Consider the following 20,797-nt stretch of genomic DNA (forward strand, 5'->3'; position numbering starts at 1 on the left):
TAAAAAAATAGAAACCTTAATTTTCATCAAAGATAAGTCTACATAAACCATTATTATTAAGTTGATAAACGTAAAAAAAACAAATTGAAGAACATTCCTAACATATCATTTAAAAGTAATGCAAACTCAAAAGATTTTGAATTTATTAACCTATCTCATCTCTTTACAAGAATATTTACGGATTTAAAGCATAACCCAGAATTACCACACAGAATTTCTTTTTTTGCATTATTAATTGTTACTAAAGGTACAGGAAAACATCAAGTTGATTTAAAAGACTACAATTTATCTGCAGGTTGTGTTTTAAAAATTGCCAAAGGACAAGTACATGCGTTTCAAAAAAATCCAAAATACGAAGGCTTCTTAATTATATTTACTGAAGGTTTTGTACTAAATTATTTTTCAAAATCTTCTATAAATTTAATTTCTCACTTATATAATTATCATACTACATCACCCATTTCCAATCATAAAGAAGGTAATGAAGTTTTTCTAAATCAACTTGTTGAAGAACTTACCGTAGAAAATAGCTTTGCAAAAAAAAATATTGTTGCATCACTATTAAACATTTACTTATTAAAACTAGAGCGAAAATCTAACACTAGCGAGCTAAAAAATAATAATTTAAAACAATACGATACTTTTATCAATTTTAAGAATTTAGTAGAATCTGATTATACTAAAACCAGAAACGTAAAAGACTATGCCAATAAATTACTTATTTCTACAAAATTATTAAACCAAATAATAAAAGATTTCACCTTAAATACGGCCAAATCATTTATAGACGAATATGTTATACTAGAAGCCAAACGAGCCATTGTTAGTACAGAAAAAAGTCTAAAAGAAATTGCCTTTGATCTTGGGTTTGATGAAGTAACCAATTTTACCAAGTTTTTCAAAAACAAAATGGGTATTTCTCCTAAAAACTTTAGAAATAAATAATTAGCGTAATTCCCAAATTTACCATTTTTATCATCATTTTGCCAATTAAATAACTTTAGAAATACTTCAATTTTGCAGTATTAATAATCAATATAAAAACAAAATGATGAACTATTCTAAATTAAAATTTCTAGCTGTAATCTTATTATCAATCACAATTTATTCTTGTAGTAATAATGATGATATATCTGACCCTATAACATTAGGTTCTAATGTAACAGTAACCAACACATTTCAGTCCACAGCGTTTACACAAGGAGCTGAATTAGCAATCGAAGATTTATTTCACCAACCTGCAGGTGCCTTAGCTGCAACATCTAGTATTAGCGAATCGGTAGAATTCCCTTCTTATCTATTAAATTTATATGATATTGATATCGATAAAAACAGTATTACTTTTGAGCTAGTTGCAAAGGCAGACGATGCTACTTACGGGGATTTATTTAGAGTAATGGAAGCCGATACTTATGACAGATACTACTTTACTTTTGAAAACGCACAAGACATAAACGGATTTACATCAAGCAATGCATCTGTAAACCTAAGAATTGATTCTGATACAGTTTTGGTTGTTGAAATTGGTGAAGGTTATGATTTTAAGCCTGGTCAAAGTTTTACAATCACTTTAAATTAAAAAAAATCATTTTAAATTCATCCCTCCTACTGGTAATATTAGTAATCATTATCAGTAGGAATTACAAATTTAAAATAAGAAAAATGTATAATCTTTACTACTAATTCAAACAATATAACACCATGAAACTAAAACTAATATTAATTGCAATAGTAGCCGTTTTAACTACAAATTGTAAAAACAAAGAAAATTCTATAGAACCTTTAGTGTTAGAAGTAACTACTTTTTCACTAAAAACACCTGTAAATAATCAAACATTTAATAAACTAGACGCTAAAGTAGAAGACAACTTTACCAGTAAACAACCAGGATTTATTAGACGTGAAAGTGGGGTAAATGAAAACGGTACATATACTATTCTAGTATACTGGAAAACACTTGCAGATGCTAAAGCATCAATGAAAAAATTTATGAGTGATGCTTCCGTTGCTGATTATGCAGGAATGATTGAAGGCGCTTCAATGAAAATGAATCGTTTTACTATTCATGCCGATTTTAAAGCTAAGAATAGCACATTTGTAGAAGTAATGACATTCGATACCAAAGAAGGTACAGATATAAAGAAGTTTAACACAACAAATACAAACGTTGGTAAAGAAACTGCTACACGCAAAGGTTTTGTAAAACGTATTACAGGTACCAATGAAAATGGTAAACAAGTGGTTGTTATATATTGGGACAACAAAGAGAACTCAGATACAGCCTTACAACCATTTATGAATAGCCCAAAATCTAAGGAGTTTATGAGTATGATGACACAAACATCTGTTGTTATGACTCGATCTCAGATACTTACTTCTTTAAAGCAAACAGAAATTTCTAATAAAGATAAAGTAGTGGCTTTATTAAATAGTTTTAACACAGGAGATCAAACTCCAATTTCTTACATCAATCCAAATAAATACATTCAACACAACTTAGGCATTGGAGATGGTTTAGCAGGTTTTGGAGCAGTAATGCAACATGCACCTCCAAAGGGTTTTAAAGCGAATGTAATTCGTGCTTTTCAAGATGGCGACTATGTATTTACCCACACCGAATATGATTTTTTTGGACCAAAAGCAGGTTTTGATGTATTCCGATTTGAAAATGGTTTAATCGTAGAACATTGGGATAATTTATTAGAAGTTCAAAAACCAAATCCAAGTGGACATACTCAGTTTGATGGTACTACAGAAATTAGTGATTTAAGCAAAACAGCAGAAAATAAAACAATTGCTACAGAATTTATTGAAAACGTTTTATTAAAACATGAAATGGATAAAGTAGCAACTTATATAAATCCTAAAAACTATACACAACACAATCCTAGTGTAGCAGATGGTTTAGATGGTTTTGGTGCAGCAATGCAATACTTTGCTAAACATGGTTTGGTTATGGAGTACACCAAACTTCACAAAGTATTAGGACAAGGAAATTTTGTTTTAACGATGAGCGAAGGAAAATTTGGTAAAGGAGAACTTACTGCTTTCTATGATTTGTTTAGAATTGAAAATGGGCAAATAGTAGAACATTGGGATGTAATTACTTCAATTCCACCAAAGAAAGAATGGAAAAACACAAACGGAAAGTTTTAATTAAATATTAAACAATAAGGAATATCAAAATAAGATTGATATTCCTTATTGTTTTTAAATAAAAAAATGATAATCACACAAAAAAACCATATAGCAACCACTTTAACAGAACTATTTAACGATTCTAAAAGCGACCGTCTAAAAATAATGAAGGGCTTGTCTAAAAGTGTATTTAGACCTATACAAGCAATAGATTTTAAAGATGTTTATCTTTCTATTTCTAAAAAGCAGGGTACAGATTTAGTACAACTGATAAAAGCCAACAAAATTAAAAACATCATTGAATTCGGAACTTCATTCGGAATCTCTACTCTATTTTTAGCAGAAGGCGTAATTGCAACAAACGGGCATATTATTACCACAGAATTAATAGCATCTAAAGCAGAAAAAGCAATTAAAAACTTTAAAAAAGCAGCAGTAGATAATCTTATAGAAGTAAGAGTTGGAAATGCTTTAGAGACCTTAAAGAATCATAATGAATCCATCGATTTATTATTACTAGATGGCTGGAAAAATTTGTATTTTCCTATATTTAAAATGTTGGAACCAAATTTTAATAAGAAAACAATTATATATGTAGACAATGCAGATATGAGAGAAGTGAAAGAATTTCTAAAAGAGGTAAGTAAAAACTCTAAATACAAAATTGCCTCAAAATACAATGGTAAAGTAGCATATATTACTCTTGCCTAATAACAAGTCTCATATTTACCATTTTTAATGCAAGATTTACCTTTATATTTCTCTTAATTTACACAACCTTTGAGCGCAAAATAATTCAATATGAGCCAAGTATCTACATGCCCAACTTGTGGCAGCAAATCAAAAATTAAAGAAAAACAAGGAATTGTAACGTATCAGGCAGTTCAAGATGACGAAGCCTTTAAAAAAATAGGACAACTAAAAAAAGCGATGGAAAAATTTAAAGAAAAAGCCGAAGCCTTAGAAAAAGAATTAGACCTTTTAAAGTCAAAAATATAATTTTAATCTAAATTAGAATAATTAATGAAATCTATAAGAAAAAATTATGGTTGGATTTTAGTTACCATATTAGCTTCTCTCCCTTTACTTGTCATTTTTAATATGATACATATTAGTTTTACTGATGGTTTTTCTATATCCATCATAGAAAAAACCGCTACTGAAGGTAAAACTACTTTAGAAATGCTGTATCATGTATCTGGCGAGTTTGCTATTAGATGGATGACTGCAGTACTAACCTGTACTCCTTTTTTTATCCTTTTTGGAGTCAACAATCTTTATGTAAGACAAGCTATGGGTATTGCAACCGCAGTTTGGAGTTTTTTACACTTCATTATTTTTATATCCGCCGAAGGCTTTATAGAAACCTTTACCCAAGTAAATTATATAGCAGGTTTTATCGCTATTTTAATTTTAATCCCTTTATTTTTTACATCGAATAGAAAATCTATGAAACGCTTAAAAGCTAAATGGAAAAAGCTTCAAAGTTGGGCATATGCTGCTATCTTTTTAAGCATACTTCATGTTGCTATTCTAGATAAAACTTGGTTGATATATGCAATAATAGTAGGTATTGGATTTGTAATAAGAATACCAATTATAAAAAGTTATTTTATTGAACGTAGAAATAAAAGAAAACCTGTAAATTCTTAATTAAAATGAGCTTACTAGAAAACATATTAAAAAAAGTAGTGTTACAAAATGCTATCATTTCTAAAAAGACGCAAATTTCTGACTCTGTATATAAAATTCAATTAAAAAGTGAGAGCATTAAAAAAGCTGTATTTCAACCTGGTTATTTTTTACGATTAGGTATCGGTATTGGTAATGATGATATAGACTTTAAAGACAAAGTAAGAAGCTATAGTGTTTGGAACATCAATAAAAACGAAGGTCTTTTAGAATTAGCCATTGCAACCGATAGCAAAGGAATTGGTGCAAAATGGGTAGTTAATTGTAAAGAAGGTGATCTTGTTTATTTTAAATGGAAAAAAGGAAACTTTTTACTTGATGAAACAGCAGATAGTTACTTAATGATTGGAGACATATCTGCTTTGTCTCATTTATATATCTTAAACAGAAACTTGTCTAATAAAAAACAAGTAGAAAGCATTATTTATAGTGCAAACAAATCAGATTTTTTTGAAGATATAGACAGCTCAAACTCTTTTAATTTTTATAACTTAGAGCAAAATTCTATTTCTGAAATTTTAAGTTTGGTTAAAAATATCACTCCAAAAATGAAAGGTATTAAAATGGTATATATTGCTGGAGATAGTAGAGTTTGTATTGCTTTAAACCAATATTTTAGAAAGGAATTGAATTGGAATACCAAACAAATTAAAACAAAACCATTTTGGAATCCAGATAAAAAAGGATTGGAATAAAACAAGTAAAGCATTCTAAAAACAATGACTCTTAGCCAAACATATAAACAAGTAAGACAGCAATCGTTAGATTTTTGCAAACATTTACAGGTAGAAGATTTTACCATTCAGGTGGTAAAATTTGCGAGCCCTCCTAAATGGCATTTGGCGCATACTACTTGGTTTTTTGAAACGTTTATTTTAATTCCTAATGTAAAAAATTACGCGTATTTCAATTCTAACTTCAACTTTCTATTTAATAGTTATTACAACAATGTTGGCGATAGAGTATTACAAGCCAACCGAGGCAATATGTCTAGACCTACTACAAATGAAATTTTTGCATATAGAGATTATGTTGATGAAAAAATGCAAGAATTCTTAAGGGATTTAACAGATAAAAAAATAATAGACTTGGTAATTCTTGGGTTAAACCATGAGCAACAACATCAAGAATTATTAATTACGGATGTGAAATATATGTTTGGCCATAATCCTATTTTTCCTGTTTTACATGAAGATTTTAACCTAGTAAACGATAAAAACACTAACTTAGAAAGCAGCAACATAAGTGGAGGCATTTATGAAATTGGTTATCAAGGAAACGAATTTTGTTACGATAATGAATTAGGTGCCCACAAGGTATATATTGATGATTTTGAAATAAATAATTATTTAGTAACCAATGGAGATTACATTCAGTTTATGGAAGCTGGTGGTTATGCTGATTTTAATTTGTGGTTAGACGAAGGTTGGTCTTGGGTAAATAACAACCAAATTAATGCGCCAATGTACTGGCATAAAATAGAAGATGAATGGCATTATTACACACTTTCTGGATTACAGAAAGTAGATACAGAAGCTATTTTAAGTCATATTAATTATTACGAAGCCAATGCTTTTGCAGAATGGAAAGGTATGAGATTACCAACCGAGTTTGAATGGGAAATTGCTGCACAACAATTAGATTGGGGAAAACGATGGGAATGGACAAATAGCGCTTACTTACCTTACCCTAAGTTTAAAAAAGAAAATGGTGCCGTAGGCGAATATAATGGGAAGTTTATGAGTAATAAAATGGTATTAAGAGGCGCTTCTGTTGCTACTTCTAAAAATCACTCTAGAGCAACCTATCGCAATTTTTTTAACCCTTTAGAGCGTTGGCAATATACAGGAATCAGATTAGCTAAATAACATGATTGAAACTTTTAAAAATGAAGTTGCTCAAGGTTTAAATGCAAGCCCAAAAATACTTCCTTCAAAATATTTCTATGATAAAAAAGGAGATGCCCTTTTTGTAGAAATTATGAATTTACCAGAATATTATCTAACTCGTAGTGAATTAGATATCTTTCAAAATAAAACCCAAGAACTTATAGATTCTCTTAATCTAAACCCAAACACTTATTTTGAATTAATAGAACTAGGTGCTGGTGATGGGTTAAAAACCAAAGAATTATTACGATTATTGGATGCTCAAAAGTTTAAGTTTGATTATTTTCCTATTGATATTTCTGGCAATGCTTTAGCACTTTTAAAACAAGATTTAAACAAAGAGTTGCCAAACGTATCTGTAAAACCGCAACAAGGTGATTATTTTGAAATTTTAGCTTCACTAAAAAAGAAAAAACTCCCTATCGTTATATTGTTTCTTGGTTCTAATATTGGTAACATGGATGATGAAATGGCAGCAGAATTTATATATAGTTTAGGTAACAACCTTCAACCAAAGGATAAATTATTATTAGGTGTAGATTTAATTAAATCTAACAATATAGTACTGCCTGCTTATAATGATAGTAAAGGAATTACGGCAAAATTTAACCTTAATCTTTTAGAAAGAATCAATAACGAATTGGATGGGGATTTTAACTTACATCATTTTAAACATCAACCAGAATATGACGAAAAAGAAGGTATTGCAAAAAGTTATATCGTAAGTACCAAAGATCAAAAAGTTACTATTTCGGCCATCAAAAAAACTTTTGAATTTGTAGCTGGAGAAAAAATTCACACAGAAATTTCTAGAAAATATAATGATGCATTGATTGAGAAAATTATTTTAAAAACAGATTTCAGTATTTCAAATAAAATAATGGATCACAAAGCTTATTTTGCTGATTATATTTTAGAAAGAACATAAAAAATGGATACAACAACACTTGCTTTACTGGGACTTGGAAGCCGAAGTACTTCTTTCTACATCAGTCAATTAAATAAACTTTACAATGAAAAAAAAGGAGGTTATAGCACGTGTCCTTTTAAATTATTAAACGCCAATTTTAATACAATTAATCCACTTTTACCAAATACATCTCAACAATTAGATACCATCATCAATAACTATATATTAGAAATAGAAAAATTAGACATTGAGCATCTTTTAATACCCAATATTACACTGCACGAAACTATTGATCGGTTAAATATAAGCACGAAAATTATCCATCCGGTTCATGTAACGGTCTTAAAAATTAAACAAACCCCATATACAAAAATTGTTTTATTTGGCTCTTTACACACTATGGAGTCATCCTATATCCGTTCTATTTTTAAAGCTAATAACATTCAAATAATACTCCCTTTAAAAGAAGATCGATTGTTTATAGATGAAGTTCGTAAAAAGGTGTATTCAGAAACAGAAACCGATGAATTGATTAAAAAATATCATCTTATAATAGAAAAGTATACCACTAATTACCCTGTTGTTTTGGCATGTACCGAATTATCTATTCTAAAACCAAAAGAAAAAAATGCGTTACTGTTGGATATGGCACAAATTCAAATTAAAGAAGCTGTAAAAACGGTTTTATAAGCTTGCTCACTTTTACCATTTTTAATCAGAGATTTACCTACCAATTCATTTTTAGAAATCTCACCTTTGCAGTACATTAATTCTATTTAAAATTTAATCGTATGAAAATAGCAGTTACATCCGTTAGTGGACAATTAGGAATGTCTATCGCAAAACACCTCATTAAAGAAATAGGAAAAGAAAATGTAATTGGAATAGCACGTACTCCTGAAAAAGTAGCCCATTTAGGCATTGAAATTAGAAAAGGAGATTACAATAATCGTAACCATTTTGATGCTGCATTGCAAGGTGTAACTACCTTACTTTTAGTTTCTGGAATGGACGAACCCCAAAAAAGAATTGAACAACACAAAAATGTTATTGAAGCAGCAAAAGCAAATGGTGTAAAAAAAATAGTGTATACAAGTATTGTTGGCGATGCAGAAAAAAACGCATTCAGCCCAATTGTACAAAGCAATAGACAAACAGAACTAGATGTGCAAAACGCTGGATTAGATTGGGTAATTGGTAGAAACGGAATTTACATAGAACCAGATTTAGAATACATAGACACCTACGTTAAAGAAGGAGAAATAAGAAATTGTGCTGGAGATGGAAAATGTACCTATACTAGTAGAGGAGAATTAGGATATGCTTACACAAAAATGCTTTTAGAATCTAAACACAACGGACAGATTTACAATTTAGTAGGCACACCGATTACCCAAACACAATTAGCAGATTACATAAACCAAATGTATGGTACAAAACTTATTTACAACGGAGTTTCTGTTGATGAATATGCAACCGAAAGAAAAAAAGAATTAGGCGATTTCTTAGGAACCGTTATTGCTGGTATTTATGAAGGTATTCGTAACGGAGCTAATAACATACCTTCTGATTTTGAAAAAGCTACGGGAAGACCACATAAAGCTCCTTTAGAAATAATAGAAGCTATAAAGAGTAAATAAAATAACTCTAATAAGCTAAACACAAAATTTAATGTCCCCCAATTTTCAAAAATAAAGCTCAAATATACTATTTGAGCTTTATTTTTTTATCCCAACTTCTCTCCTATTTTATAAAATCTACTTATAAATCAGAATAAAAAGGTCTTTTTGATTGCTGCTTTTTTCACTCAAAAAAGGTATTTTAGCTCTATGTATTTTACTTGTGATATCCACTTATAAATTCCATCTAAAAACTGGAATTTACACGGATGCTATAGACTAGAAAAGCTAAAAATTGAAAAGAAAATGAAAATACTGCACACTGCCGATTGGCATTTAGGACATCGACTGCACGAACAATCTCAATTTGAAGAACAATCTTTATTTTTAAATTGGATTGAAACTTACATTATAGAGCAAAAAATTGATGTACTTTTAATTTCTGGCGATGTTTTTGACACCGGTTCTCCTTCGAACCAAAGTTTAGAAATGTATTACAGTTTTTTAGTAAAACTTAACGGTACCACATGTAAATCGATAATTATTACCGGAGGAAACCATGATTCTCCGGGAACCTTAAATGCCCCAAAACATATTTTAAATGCACTTTCTATTAAGGTAGTTGGTAAAGCTACGGAAGACATTAAAGATGAAGTTTTTGAAATTAAAATCAACAACGAAACAGTAATTATTGCAGCTGTACCTTATTTACGAGATGGAGATATTAGACGTGCAGTTGCTGGCGAAACTTTTGATGAATTAACCGATAAATACAAAACAGCATTAATTAACCATTACAATTCCGCAGCAAAACAATGTGAAACCATAAATACAAGTAATGCTCCTGTAATTGCTATGGGCCATTTATTTGCAACAGGTGGTTCTATTAGTGATAGCGAACAAAATATTTATGTTGGAACCTTAGGTCATATTGGTGCCCAAGATTTCCCTACGTATTTTGATTATGTGGCTTTAGGTCATTTACACAGGCCTCAAATAATTGGTAATAATGATAAGATACGGTATTCAGGATCGCCCAATATTTTAAGTTTTAGTGAGTTAAAATATGATAAAAAAATAATTGTTTTAACAATAGAAAACAATAAAATTAGTTCGATTGAAGATGCTATAATTCCGCATTTTAGAAACTTTTATAAACTAGAAGGAACCATTGATGCATGTATTGCTCAATTTACAACAATAACAGATAACGAATACAATTTAACACCTTGGGTAGAAATTGCACTTAAAGAAGCACATACTGTAAATACAGACGATTTAAAAAATGCTGCAGAACAATATCCTTTTGAAATTTTAAAAATTGCTTTAAAAAAACAACGAAACACCAAAGGTATTGAAGAATTGTTAGCAGAAACAAAATCGATAAAAGAACTCTTACCAATGGAAGTTTTTGAATTAAAGTGTGAAGAAATGGGATATGATTTAAAAAATAACCCAGAAGTTAAAGATGCTTTTAATGAAATTTTACAATCCGTTAAAAACCAATAAGGCAGCTTCCTATGAAAATTTTAAAGATAGAATTACAAAATATAAATTCATTAAAATCAGACGCTCCCACTGTTATTGATTTTGAAAGTGAACAATTTAAAGATGTTGGTTTGTATGCAATTACAGGCTCTACTGGTGCAGGAAAAACAACTATTTTAGATGCCATAACTATTGCTTTGTATCATAATGTGCCACGTTTTAATGGTACAAAAGGAACTTTATTAGATGTTGTAAGCCATGGTGCCAATGATGCATTTAGTAGAATTACGTTTCAAAATGACCTAACTGTTTACGAAGCCTTTTGGGGAATACGAATTGCCGATAAAAAAGGAAAAAAATACAAAAATACTAAAGAAGAAGTTAGTTTAAAAAACTTAACTACAGATACTATTTTAGCAACTCAAAAAAGAGACTTAATTGCAAACATCATTCAGGTTACACAATTAGATTACAATCAGTTTTTACGGTCTGTAATGTTGGCACAAGGTGAATTTGCTTCTTTTTTAACTGCCAAAGGACCTGAAAAAGGACGTTTATTAGAACAGATTACGGGCGAGCAGATTTATAAAAAAATTGGGCAAGGTATTTTAGATCGAAAATCGAAAGAAGAAAAAAAATTAGTAGAAATTCAATCTAAAATTAATGCAGATGATGTATTGACGGAAGAGGCTAAAGCAGAGTTATTACAAAAAGACAAAGATTTAGATATTGATATTATTAAGATTGATGACGAAATAAAAACGACTCAAGAAATTGTAGAATGGTATGTTAAATATCAGAAAATCCTTACAGAAACTGCACAACTAGAATTAGAATCTAAAGACATCAACTTATTAATTGATAAGCATAAAGCAGAATTAAGCTTATTAGATTTAAACGAAAAAGCTGCACCTTTTAAAGAAGTTCTTCAGAATTTAAAGAGAACAACCTTAGAAGCTTCAGAAAAATCGAAACAATTAGAAGATTTAGAAAATCAATTAAAAACATTAAAACCAGAAATTGAAAAATTAACGCTACTTACTGCTAAAGAAACCGAAGCGTTAGATACTGCCGACAAAGATTTTGCTAATTGGTTGCCTAAGTTTGATAAAATTACAAACCTAGATAGTAAGATTAAAAATGAAGTTGATAACAAACAAAAGATTGAACTAGATTTAGAAAAACAAACCAAAGAAATTGAGCTTTTAAATACAGAAGAAACTCATTTAAATAAGGTTTTAGCTACAACAACATCTGCAATTAAAGTTGATGAAGCTTATGTTTTAGAAAATAAATTTTTAAAAGAAGTAGATTTAGAAATATCAAATTGGACAAGTGAAATTGCTTCTTTAAAGAATAAAAAAGAAACCTTAAAAGACGCTGCTGCTTTTGTAATTCTTAAAAAGGAAGAAATTGAAAAAACTAAAAACAGATTAAACGAAGGCAATAAAATTCTTGAAGCTAAAAATATTGAATTCAAAAAAACAGAAAAAGAGCTTACAGAGGTTACTTTAGAATTAACTAAAAATAATTTATCTAATTTATTAGCCGAAAAAACAAAATTAGCTGCTAAAGAAACTAATTGGAAACAGTTTAAACAATTTTCTGAGCAAATAATTAAATTAAAAAAAGAACAAACCAACTTAGTAGAAAATAAAAAAACATTTTCTATTAAAACGGAAGAAAATAAGAAGCAAATTACTGCTATAAATAAAGAAATTGAAACACAAGAAAAAGCAGTTTCTGATGCCGATAAAATTTTAAATTTAGAAAAAAGTATTTCTAAATATGAAAGTGATCGTAAAAATTTAATTGAGGGAGAACCTTGCGGCTTATGTGGTTCTACAGCACATCCTTTTACAGAACATTTGGTTTCTATTGGTGTTTCTAAATCTGAACTAGAATTGCAACAAAGAAAGGAAAAGCTTCATTTATTTAATCTCTCTAAAACCGAATTAGAAAAAAATGAAGTTGCCTTAAAGACTGAGATAAACACTTTAATTAAGAGAGATGCTATTATAAATGAAGAATTAAAAGTACTCCAATTAAATGCCAATCAATTAGAGCTTAATTGTGATTTAACCAATTCTACAAAAATTGAAACGGAGTTTAAAAACATAACCGAACAAATTTTAGCTTTAGATAAACGTATAAAAATAGCGCAAGAATTACAGGAAGTTAAAAACAAATTAGAAGAAAATCTAAAAAAACAAAGTCAATATTTAAATCAAATTCAAACCGGTGTTGCCACACTTACTGAAAAGAATAAAAATGCAACTGCAGAAATTGAAGAAAAGAATAAACTAATTGAGCAATTAAAGGCAACTGTTATTCAACTAGAAACTAGTTTAAAAACAAAACTGACAAAGTTTAATTTGGAATTACCTTCTATAGAAAACAGCCATTCATTTATAGAAAACTTAAAAGGTTCTATTCTTAAATTCAATAAAAAAGAGAAAAATTTAGAGCAATTAAGAGCAAATATAAAACTAACCAACTCTAAGTTAGAAAACACTAAAAAACAACAAGAAACACTACTTAAAACTCAAAAAGAGCACTTCACATCAATTAAAAATTCTAACACTAAAATTGATTTACTAAAAAAAGAACGTGTAGCAATTTTACCGATAGCAATTTCTGTAGAAAACAAACGAACGCAATTACAAAGCGTTAGAAATGGTTTATCTAAAAAAGTTGAAGCATCAAAAAAACAACAGCAAGAACTTTTAGATTTAAAAAATAAGCAAGAAGCTTTAAAATTAGAAAATAGTAAAGCACAAGAGATTTTAAAAGAAAAATTAAAAACGATAGAAACAACTTTTAATTCTCAGTTAAAAAACAGTGATTTCTCTTTAAAAGAAGATGTTGAAAAAGCATTATTAACAGAAGAACAACAAGCAGAATATATTAAAAATAAAAAATTAATTGAAGATAAACAACTTCGTTTAAAAACATTACAAGAGGCTAATTTAAAAGAAAAATCAGCCTTAATTACATCTAAAAAGTTTGAAACTACCGAAGCAGAAAGTAAATTAACATTAACTGCTTTAAAAACTAAAAACAGTAACGTATTAACTGAAAAAGGTAAAATAGTAGAAGCTTTTAGAAAAGACAAAGAAATTAGAGATAGAAATCAAGAGGTCTATAAAAAGATTGAGGCACAAGCAGAAATTTGTAAAGTTTGGAAAGAACTATTTGTTATTATCGGTAACTCTAAAGATGCGTTTAATGTATATGTACAACGGTTAACTTTAAAACATTTATTAGACCTTGCCAATGTACATTTGTACAAATTAAACAAGCGATATTCTTTAAAAATGGAAGATAATTACAAACCCAAAGAAGAGCTTAATTTTAATTTAATAGATCATTATCAAACAGATCAAGCAAGATTGGTAGATACTTCTAGTGGTGGAGAAAAGTTTATCATTAGTTTGGCTTTGGCTTTAGGTTTATCTGATTTAGCAAGTAAAAATGTAAAAATAGATTCTCTTTTTATTGATGAAGGTTTTGGTACTTTAGATAGTAATACGCTAGAAACCGTAATTTCTACCCTAGAAACGTTACAATCGCAAGGTAAAATAATAGGAATTATCTCTCACGTAGAAAACTTAAAAGAACGCATACCTACTCAGATTCAAATAACAAAAAAGAATAACGGAGTTAGTGTGGTTGCTATATTGTAGAAATTATTTTAAATTAATTGTATCACAAATAAAAAAACTATGAAAAAAAAATATATTTTCCTCATGATCATCCTTTCCTCTTTTACTTTTATTTCTTGTGAAAAAGAAGATACTACACCTTCTTGTGTTTCTACTAATGTAGTAGATAAAACATTTCCTGCTAAAAAATTAAAAGTAAATGAAGCAAATGAAATAGAATTTGAAATTTTAAATGATTGTAATGCTAATTATACCATTTTTGATTATGAAATTTCTGGAGACATAAAAAATATAGGAATAGAAGGATTAACAAAAAACAAACTTATTACTTCTAAAAAACTAACATTTAAAGTAATTGTTTTCCCAATAACTACTGGTTATAAAACAATCGGTTTTTCTATTAGAACTGATAGAGGCCAAATGGCCGTTTCTGTTGGTATAGATGTAGGTTATTAATTGAATTTTATATCAACGAAAAAAAGCTCAAGTTTAATACTTGAGCTTTTTGTTTATAAAATGAGATTTCTACTTCAGAAAAAAGAAATCAAATTTTTATAACCTGTTTAATAAATCAGATTTTTTATTTTCAAATTCTTCAACAGAAAGAATTCCTTTGTCTTTTAAACCTGCTAATTTTTCAATTTTCACAAAAATATCTTCTTCAAAAGCACTGTTGTTTGTATTATTAATTTCTTGTATTGGAGCATCAATAACTGGTGCAACCGTATTTTCTACAACATTGTTTTGCGCTTCGTTATTCAGAATTGGTTGTGATTTCTGAATGGTATCTCCACCCGAAACAATTGGTAAGGAACCTAAATTTACATTACCATATTGACTTGTAAAGGTTACAGAATAGTTACCACCTTGTTGTTGACCTACACCACCAATATTATTATCTAAAGTATCAAATACAGTAACTTTTCCATTCTCTTTAATTGCCAAACGGTGAATGTCATTAAAAATGGCATAGCTCGTTCCGTTTTGACTACCTGTAGAATTAGGAAAACCTAAATCTCCCCACCAATTGCCAGAAAATCCTCCTTGTTGATTTTCTAATTTAGGTAAAGGTTTGTATTGTATAGCACCTTGGTGTATTAGATTAGATAAATCTACACAAAGACCATCTACCAAATATTTAAGATTATTATTAAACATATCCCCCACCATGGTCATACCTCCTTGCATCCACTGTCCGCCTCCACCTAACTCAGGTATATTAAATTGTGCCATAGAGCCATTGCTACTCATAAGTCTTTGTGTTAAATCTGTAACAGCATTCGCGCTTATGCCGTATTTATTGGCTACGTTCATCATGTTCTGAAAACTAGCGTCTGTGAATATTGTATTCATAATTCTATGTGGTATTTTCCTTAATTGAGTTAAACTTTTTTGTAAAACAATTTTACTACAAAGGTAGACTATAGTACAATCAATATAACTATTTTAACTACAATAATTAGCTGATTTACAAGGCTATTTATGTAGTATTAAATAGGTTAGCTATTTCACTTTATTACTTACTTTTTTATAAAATATATTGTAAAAAGCCATAATTTCTCTATTTAAAGAAAAAAAACAGATAAAACTACACACAAATTAAAAGAGGAAAATAAATTTCTACCTGTTGTTTTTAAAAATAAGGTGAATTTAAAATGAAACTTTGCAATCTTACTTTAAAAATTTCGCCTACATATTTACTTTTTCTATAAAAAAAAGGAATGCATTACAAAATTTCTATCATAATAGTCTAAGTTACGATTGTAGTGGAATTTCTGGTAATTTATTTTTAAAACTCGGAGCATTGTCTCTGTAAGAAACCAGTTTCTTTTTAGATACAAGAACAATTAAATCTTCACTTAAAGTAAACAAACAACCTGTTCTAAATTTATTTAATAGTAAACTTTCTAATTCTGATTTTAATGCTTCTAAAGAAAATTGTTTAAACGTATTGTCTTCTTCATGACGGTATTTTAATTCAAAAACATCTTTACCATCAACCTTAAATAAACGCACATATACATTTAACAACCCTTCACTTTTTCTAATAGGCTTGCTCAATGTTAGTTTTACAAACTCATCATTGAGAAGGCTTTGTTGTAATCTTTCAAAAAAATCATTAAAATCGTTCATATTGCAAATATAAAAAACGCCACTATAAAGTGGCGTTTTCTGTAGTATATATTTTGGTTTTAGACTTTTTACTTTCTTAAAAGAAAAAAGACCTCAACTTAAAATGTTATTATCCTTTAAAAACAATTTTACGCATACGTAAGCTTTCTGGAGTAACTTCTAAGTACTCATCTGCTTTAATATATTCCATGTTTTCTTCTAAAGAGAAATCAATTTTCGGAGCAATTTTCATAGCATCATCTGTACCAGATTTACGCATGTTTGTCAATTGCTTTCCTTTAATTAAATTTACTGCCATATCATCTGACTTAGAGTTTTCTCCAATCACCTGACCTACATAAATTTCTTGATTAATATCAATAAAGAAAACACCTCTATCTTGTAAACGGTTTAATGCATATGCTGTTGCTTTACCTGCTGCAGAAGAAACAATTGCTCCTTTTACTTCTTCAGTAAAGTCTCCTTTATAAGGTCCATATTCACTAAATCTGTGGTTAATAATAGCAGTACCACCAGTAGCTGTTAAAATTTTATTTCTTAAACCTATTAAACCTCTAGAAGGAATAGAAAACTCTAAATGTTGTAAATCTCCTTTTGGTTCCATTACTAACATATCACCTTTTCTAAGAGATACTAAGTTAATTGCTTTAGAAGCCATTTCTTCTGGTACATCAATAGACAATGTTTCCATTGGCTCATGTTTCTTACCATCAATTTCTTTAATAATTACTTGTGGTCTTCCCACTTGTAATTCATATCCTTCTCTACGCATTGTTTCAATCAATACAGATAAGTGTAAAACTCCACGTCCAAAAACGTTAAATTTATCTTCACTATCCGTAGTTTCTACTTTTAATGCAAGGTTTTTTTCTAATTCTTTAAATAAACGATCTCTTAAGTGACGAGATGTTACATATTTACCTTCTTTACCAAAGAAAGGAGAATTGTTAATTGTAAACAACATACTCATAGTAGGTTGATCAATTTCTGTTCTTGGTAATGCTTCAGGGTTTTCTAAATCTGCAATTGTATCACCAATTTCAAATCCTTCTAAACCAGTAATAGCACAAATATCTCCACAAGGTACTTTATCTACTTGTAATTTACCCATTCCTTCGAATACGTGTAATTCTTTAATTCTTACTTTTTTAGTAGAACCATCAGCTTTACATAACATGTATTCTTTACCAACTTCTAAATCTCCTCTAAATACACGTCCAATAGCAATTCTTCCTGTAAATTTAGAAAAATCTAAAGAAGTAATTTGCATTTGTGCTGTACCTTCGTTGTATTTTGTTGCGGGAATAGATTCTAAAACAGCATCTAATAAAGGAATGATGTTATCAGTTTCATTTCTCCAATCAGTACTCATCCAGTTGTTCTTTGCAGAACCATACACTGTAGTAAAGTCTAATTGCTCTTCTGTAGCTTCTAAAGCAAACATTAAATCAAAAACCTTTTCATGAACAATATCAGGCGTACAGTTTTCTTTATCTACTTTGTTTACAACTACAATAGGAGTTAACCCTAATTCTAAGGCTTTACCTAATACAAAACGAGTTTGTGGCATTGGCCCTTCAAATGCATCCACTAATAATAAAACACCATCAGCCATTTTTAATACACGCTCTACTTCTCCACCAAAATCGGCGTGACCAGGAGTATCAATTACGTTAATTTTTGTTTCTTTGTAGTGCACAGAAACGTTTTTAGAAAGAATTGTAATTCCTCTTTCACGTTCTAAGTCGTTATTATCTAACAATAAATCTGTACGTTCTTTACGATCGTCTAAGATTTTAGCTTGATCTATAATTTTATCTACTAACGTTGTCTTTCCGTGATCGACATGGGCTATAATAGCGATATTTCTAATTGGTTGCATTTATGTATTCTTAAATTTCGTGCAAAAGTAGTGTTTTTAGTTTAAAGATTTCATTCAATCTAAAAAACTTTAACTATCTCAGCGTTAAAAAGGTATATGATAATTCATTTTTATTCTAATTTATTAAAAGCAACCTCCTTTTAAATTTACGATTTTTGTCTTAAAATGATGATTAGATAAAACCTCAATTGCTTTAGCACTTCTCACACCTGATTGACAATACACCACTAAATCTTTATTTAGAGGCACCTCATCTAAACGTTGTAATAATTCGCCCAAAGGAATATGTTGCCCTCCAATATGATATTTTTCTCTTTCCCAAATTTCTCGCACATCTAATAAATTATATTTTTCTTTATTTTTTTGAAGTTCTTCTAAAGAAATTTCTTCTTTGAATAAAATTCCGCAGAAAAAATCATAATCTGTTTCTAAAGCAGTAACGTTGGTTTTACTTTCTTTTTCATATTTCAGTATCATTTGATTCATTTGTAAAGCATCATAAACCAATAATTTATTTGCTAAAATGGCTCCTATTCCGCATATTATTTTTATAGCTTCATTTGCTTGTAAACTTCCTATAATTCCGGGTAACACGCCTAAAACTCCTATTTCTGAACAATTAGGAGATTCGTTTGGTTTTGGTGGCGTTGGATACAAACATCTATACGTACCACTTCCTTTATAATTAAACACACTTACCTGACCTTCAAATTTAAAAATAGCTCCGTACACTAAAGGTTTATTGGTGATAACAGCCGCATCGTTTGCTAAATAACGCGTAGAAAAATTATCACTTCCGTCTACAATAATATCGTAATTACTGAATATTAAAATGGCATTTTCTTTGGTTAATTTCTCTGGATACACCTTAAAATGCACAAACGGATTTAATCTCGACAATCGCTTTGCAGCAGTTTTAGCTTTTGGCAATCCAATATCATCAACCGTATATAAAATCTGACGTTGTAAATTACTTTGATCTACCACATCATCATCAATTATACCAATAGTGCCAACACCTGCAGCAGTTAAATATTGTAAAACAGGGCAACCTAATCCGCCAGCTCCAATGACTAAAACCTTGGCTTTTTTAAGTTTCAATTGTCCTTCCACTCCTATTTCATTTAAAATTAAATGTCGATTGTATTGCTTTTTTTCTTCTGATGTAAGCATAATAATTATACGTTAAACGTGAACTTCATAATTTGAAATTCGTAATTCCTAATTGATAAATGATAACTGATGACTGATGACTGATAAATGATAACTGATTACTTAAAATGTTCCCAATCTTTCCAAACCACTTCTAAATCTTGGTTTTTTAACATTTGCACAACGTCCTCAGTACTTCTTTCATCAGAAATTTCGAATTGTTCTAAAGATTGCGGTTCTACCGTATAACCTCCAGGATTGGTTTTAGATTCTGCACTTATAGAAGTAATTCCTAAATTAACAATATGATTTCTAAACACTTCACTTTCTCTGGTAGACATCGATAATTCTATGTCCTCATCAAACAAACGAAACGCACAAATAAGTTGTACCAAATCACTATCTGTCATTTCCACTTTTGGTTCTAATCCGCCAGAATGCGGACGTAATCTTGGAAAAGAAATCGAATACTTGGTTTTCCAATACGTTTTTTGTAAATATTTTAAATGCAAAGCGGTAAAAAAACTATCCGCTCGCCAATCTTCTAATCCGAATAAAGCACCCAAACCAATTTTATGAATTCCTGCTTTCCCTAAACGATCTGGCGTATCTAAACGATAATCGAAATTAGATTTTTTTCCCTTCGGATGGTGTTTTTTATACTCGTCTCTGTGATAGGTTTCTTGATACACTAAAACAGCATACAATCCGTTTTCTACCAACAACTCATATTCGTCTTGGTCTAAAGGCTGAACTTCAATAGAAATATTAGAAAATTGAGAACGAATGATTTGAATAGCATTTTTAATATATTCAACTCCTACCGTTTTATTTGCTTCTCCTGTAACCAATAAAATATGATCATATCCTTTCGCTTTTAAAAAAGCGACTTCCTTTAAAATTTCTGCATCTGTTAATGTGCGTCTTGGTATTTTGTTGGTCATACTAAAACCGCAATACGTACAAATATTCTGGCATTCGTTACTCAAATACATTGGCACATACATTTGCATAGTATTACCAAAACGCTTCTTAGTTAACAACTGACTTTTATGCGCCATTTCTTCTAAAAATGGTTTTGCAGCAGGAGAAATTAAGGCTTTAAAATCTTCTAAATCGAGTTTGTCTTTTAATAAAGCGTGTTTTACCTCAACAGCTGTTTTATCAAAAATACTTTTTAGACTGAAATCCCAATTATAGGTATCGAAAAGTTCTTTAAAATGACTCAT

19 protein-coding genes are annotated in these 20,797 nt (G+C 29.6%); 14 read left to right on the top strand and 5 right to left on the bottom strand.

Annotation, left to right across the window (positions count from 1 at the left end):
- Positions 1-84 precede the first annotated feature (84 nt).
- The 14 genes from WHD07_RS02770 to WHD07_RS02835 all read left to right on the top strand — a co-directional run bounded on the left by WHD07_RS02770 (position 85) and on the right by WHD07_RS02835 (position 14,857).
- Positions 85-945 (top strand): helix-turn-helix transcriptional regulator, encoded by an 861-nt coding sequence (locus tag WHD07_RS02770; protein ID WP_343329956.1) that lies wholly within the window; start codon positions 85-87, stop codon positions 943-945.
- 103 nt (positions 946-1,048) lie between these two features.
- Positions 1,049-1,579 carry a hypothetical protein gene (locus WHD07_RS02775; protein WP_343329957.1) on the top strand — a complete coding sequence of 177 codons (531 nt, stop codon included), beginning with the start codon at positions 1,049-1,051 and terminating at the stop codon, positions 1,577-1,579.
- Between the two features lie 122 nt (positions 1,580-1,701).
- Positions 1,702-3,156 (top strand): nuclear transport factor 2 family protein, encoded by a 1,455-nt coding sequence (locus WHD07_RS02780; RefSeq protein WP_343329958.1) that lies wholly within the window; start codon positions 1,702-1,704, stop codon positions 3,154-3,156.
- Positions 3,157-3,222: 66 nt separating this feature from the next.
- Positions 3,223-3,849, top strand: a complete 627-nt coding sequence (locus WHD07_RS02785) for an O-methyltransferase (protein WP_343329959.1) — start codon at positions 3,223-3,225, stop codon at positions 3,847-3,849.
- A 90-nt stretch (positions 3,850-3,939) separates the two neighbouring features.
- Positions 3,940-4,137, top strand: coding sequence for a hypothetical protein (locus WHD07_RS02790; RefSeq protein ID WP_343329960.1), 198 nt, complete (start codon positions 3,940-3,942; stop codon positions 4,135-4,137).
- Positions 4,138-4,161: 24 nt separating this feature from the next.
- Positions 4,162-4,791 carry a ferric reductase gene (locus tag WHD07_RS02795; protein ID WP_343329961.1) on the top strand — a complete coding sequence of 210 codons (630 nt, stop codon included), beginning with the start codon at positions 4,162-4,164 and terminating at the stop codon, positions 4,789-4,791.
- 5 nt (positions 4,792-4,796) lie between these two features.
- A complete protein-coding gene (locus tag WHD07_RS02800) occupies positions 4,797-5,525 on the top strand; it encodes an SIP domain-containing protein (protein WP_343329962.1) in 729 nt (242 codons plus the stop codon).
- 24 nt (positions 5,526-5,549) lie between these two features.
- Positions 5,550-6,698 (top strand): ergothioneine biosynthesis protein EgtB, encoded by a 1,149-nt coding sequence (egtB, locus tag WHD07_RS02805; protein WP_343329963.1) that lies wholly within the window; start codon positions 5,550-5,552, stop codon positions 6,696-6,698.
- 1 nt (position 6,699) lies between these two features.
- Entirely contained in the window at positions 6,700-7,647 is a 948-nt protein-coding gene (locus WHD07_RS02810; protein ID WP_343329964.1) for an L-histidine N(alpha)-methyltransferase, read from the top strand.
- Between the two features lie 3 nt (positions 7,648-7,650).
- Positions 7,651-8,319 carry a hypothetical protein gene (locus tag WHD07_RS02815; protein ID WP_343329965.1) on the top strand — a complete coding sequence of 223 codons (669 nt, stop codon included), beginning with the start codon at positions 7,651-7,653 and terminating at the stop codon, positions 8,317-8,319.
- 101 nt (positions 8,320-8,420) lie between these two features.
- On the top strand, positions 8,421-9,269 hold the full coding sequence (locus WHD07_RS02820) for an SDR family oxidoreductase (protein WP_343329966.1): 849 nt from the start codon (positions 8,421-8,423) through the stop codon (positions 9,267-9,269).
- Between the two features lie 285 nt (positions 9,270-9,554).
- Positions 9,555-10,757, top strand: a complete 1,203-nt coding sequence (gene sbcD, locus WHD07_RS02825; protein WP_343329967.1) for an exonuclease subunit SbcD — start codon at positions 9,555-9,557, stop codon at positions 10,755-10,757.
- Positions 10,758-10,768: 11 nt separating this feature from the next.
- The gene (locus WHD07_RS02830) at positions 10,769-14,422 is read left to right on the top strand and encodes an SbcC/MukB-like Walker B domain-containing protein (protein ID WP_343329968.1); all 3,654 of its coding nucleotides are present in this window, start codon (positions 10,769-10,771) and stop codon (positions 14,420-14,422) included.
- 39 nt (positions 14,423-14,461) lie between these two features.
- Positions 14,462-14,857, top strand: a complete 396-nt coding sequence (locus WHD07_RS02835; RefSeq protein ID WP_343329969.1) for a hypothetical protein — start codon at positions 14,462-14,464, stop codon at positions 14,855-14,857.
- A gap of 96 nt (positions 14,858-14,953) precedes the next feature.
- On the opposite strand, the gene WHD07_RS02840 is transcribed toward WHD07_RS02835, so the two are convergent.
- The 5 genes from WHD07_RS02840 to thiH all read right to left on the bottom strand — a co-directional run bounded on the left by WHD07_RS02840 (position 14,954) and on the right by thiH (position 20,797).
- Positions 14,954-15,754: an SHOCT domain-containing protein gene (locus WHD07_RS02840; protein WP_343329970.1), complete on the bottom strand. Its 801-nt coding sequence runs from the start codon at positions 15,752-15,754 to the stop codon at positions 14,954-14,956.
- A gap of 402 nt (positions 15,755-16,156) precedes the next feature.
- Positions 16,157-16,534 (bottom strand): hypothetical protein, encoded by a 378-nt coding sequence (locus WHD07_RS02845; protein WP_343329971.1) that lies wholly within the window; start codon positions 16,532-16,534, stop codon positions 16,157-16,159.
- A gap of 109 nt (positions 16,535-16,643) precedes the next feature.
- Positions 16,644-18,416, bottom strand: a complete 1,773-nt coding sequence (typA, locus tag WHD07_RS02850; RefSeq protein WP_105048829.1) for a translational GTPase TypA — start codon at positions 18,414-18,416, stop codon at positions 16,644-16,646.
- 123 nt (positions 18,417-18,539) lie between these two features.
- Positions 18,540-19,592 (bottom strand): molybdopterin-synthase adenylyltransferase MoeB, encoded by a 1,053-nt coding sequence (gene moeB, locus WHD07_RS02855; RefSeq protein ID WP_343330976.1) that lies wholly within the window; start codon positions 19,590-19,592, stop codon positions 18,540-18,542.
- Positions 19,593-19,687: 95 nt separating this feature from the next.
- Positions 19,688-20,797, bottom strand: coding sequence for a 2-iminoacetate synthase ThiH (gene thiH, locus WHD07_RS02860; protein WP_343329972.1), 1,110 nt, complete (start codon positions 20,795-20,797; stop codon positions 19,688-19,690).

The organism is Polaribacter staleyi, assembly GCF_038024045.1.
Lineage (GTDB): Bacteria > Bacteroidota > Bacteroidia > Flavobacteriales > Flavobacteriaceae > Polaribacter > Polaribacter butkevichii.

Bases quoted from the DNA above. Each gene is read 5' to 3' on its own strand.
- WHD07_RS02780 (WP_343329958.1), top strand. From the start codon at position 1,702: ATGAAACTAAAACTAATATTAATTGCAATAGTAGCCGTTTTAACTACA.
- WHD07_RS02775 (WP_343329957.1), top strand. From the start codon at position 1,049: ATGATGAACTATTCTAAATTAAAATTTCTAGCTGTAATCTTATTATCA.
- WHD07_RS02785 (WP_343329959.1), top strand. From the start codon at position 3,223: ATGATAATCACACAAAAAAACCATATAGCAACCACTTTAACAGAACTA.
- thiH (WP_343329972.1), bottom strand. From the start codon at position 20,797: ATGAGTCATTTTAAAGAACTTTTCGATACCTATAATTGGGATTTCAGT.
- WHD07_RS02835 (WP_343329969.1), top strand. From the start codon at position 14,462: ATGAAAAAAAAATATATTTTCCTCATGATCATCCTTTCCTCTTTTACT.
- egtB (WP_343329963.1), top strand. From the start codon at position 5,550: ATGACTCTTAGCCAAACATATAAACAAGTAAGACAGCAATCGTTAGAT.
- WHD07_RS02840 (WP_343329970.1), bottom strand. From the start codon at position 15,754: ATGAATACAATATTCACAGACGCTAGTTTTCAGAACATGATGAACGTA.
- WHD07_RS02795 (WP_343329961.1), top strand. From the start codon at position 4,162: ATGAAATCTATAAGAAAAAATTATGGTTGGATTTTAGTTACCATATTA.
- WHD07_RS02800 (WP_343329962.1), top strand. From the start codon at position 4,797: ATGAGCTTACTAGAAAACATATTAAAAAAAGTAGTGTTACAAAATGCT.
- WHD07_RS02810 (WP_343329964.1), top strand. From the start codon at position 6,700: ATGATTGAAACTTTTAAAAATGAAGTTGCTCAAGGTTTAAATGCAAGC.
- WHD07_RS02820 (WP_343329966.1), top strand. From the start codon at position 8,421: ATGAAAATAGCAGTTACATCCGTTAGTGGACAATTAGGAATGTCTATC.
- WHD07_RS02830 (WP_343329968.1), top strand. From the start codon at position 10,769: ATGAAAATTTTAAAGATAGAATTACAAAATATAAATTCATTAAAATCA.
- typA (WP_105048829.1), bottom strand. From the start codon at position 18,416: ATGCAACCAATTAGAAATATCGCTATTATAGCCCATGTCGATCACGGA.
- sbcD (WP_343329967.1), top strand. From the start codon at position 9,555: ATGAAAATACTGCACACTGCCGATTGGCATTTAGGACATCGACTGCAC.
- WHD07_RS02845 (WP_343329971.1), bottom strand. From the start codon at position 16,534: ATGAACGATTTTAATGATTTTTTTGAAAGATTACAACAAAGCCTTCTC.
- WHD07_RS02815 (WP_343329965.1), top strand. From the start codon at position 7,651: ATGGATACAACAACACTTGCTTTACTGGGACTTGGAAGCCGAAGTACT.
- WHD07_RS02790 (WP_343329960.1), top strand. From the start codon at position 3,940: ATGAGCCAAGTATCTACATGCCCAACTTGTGGCAGCAAATCAAAAATT.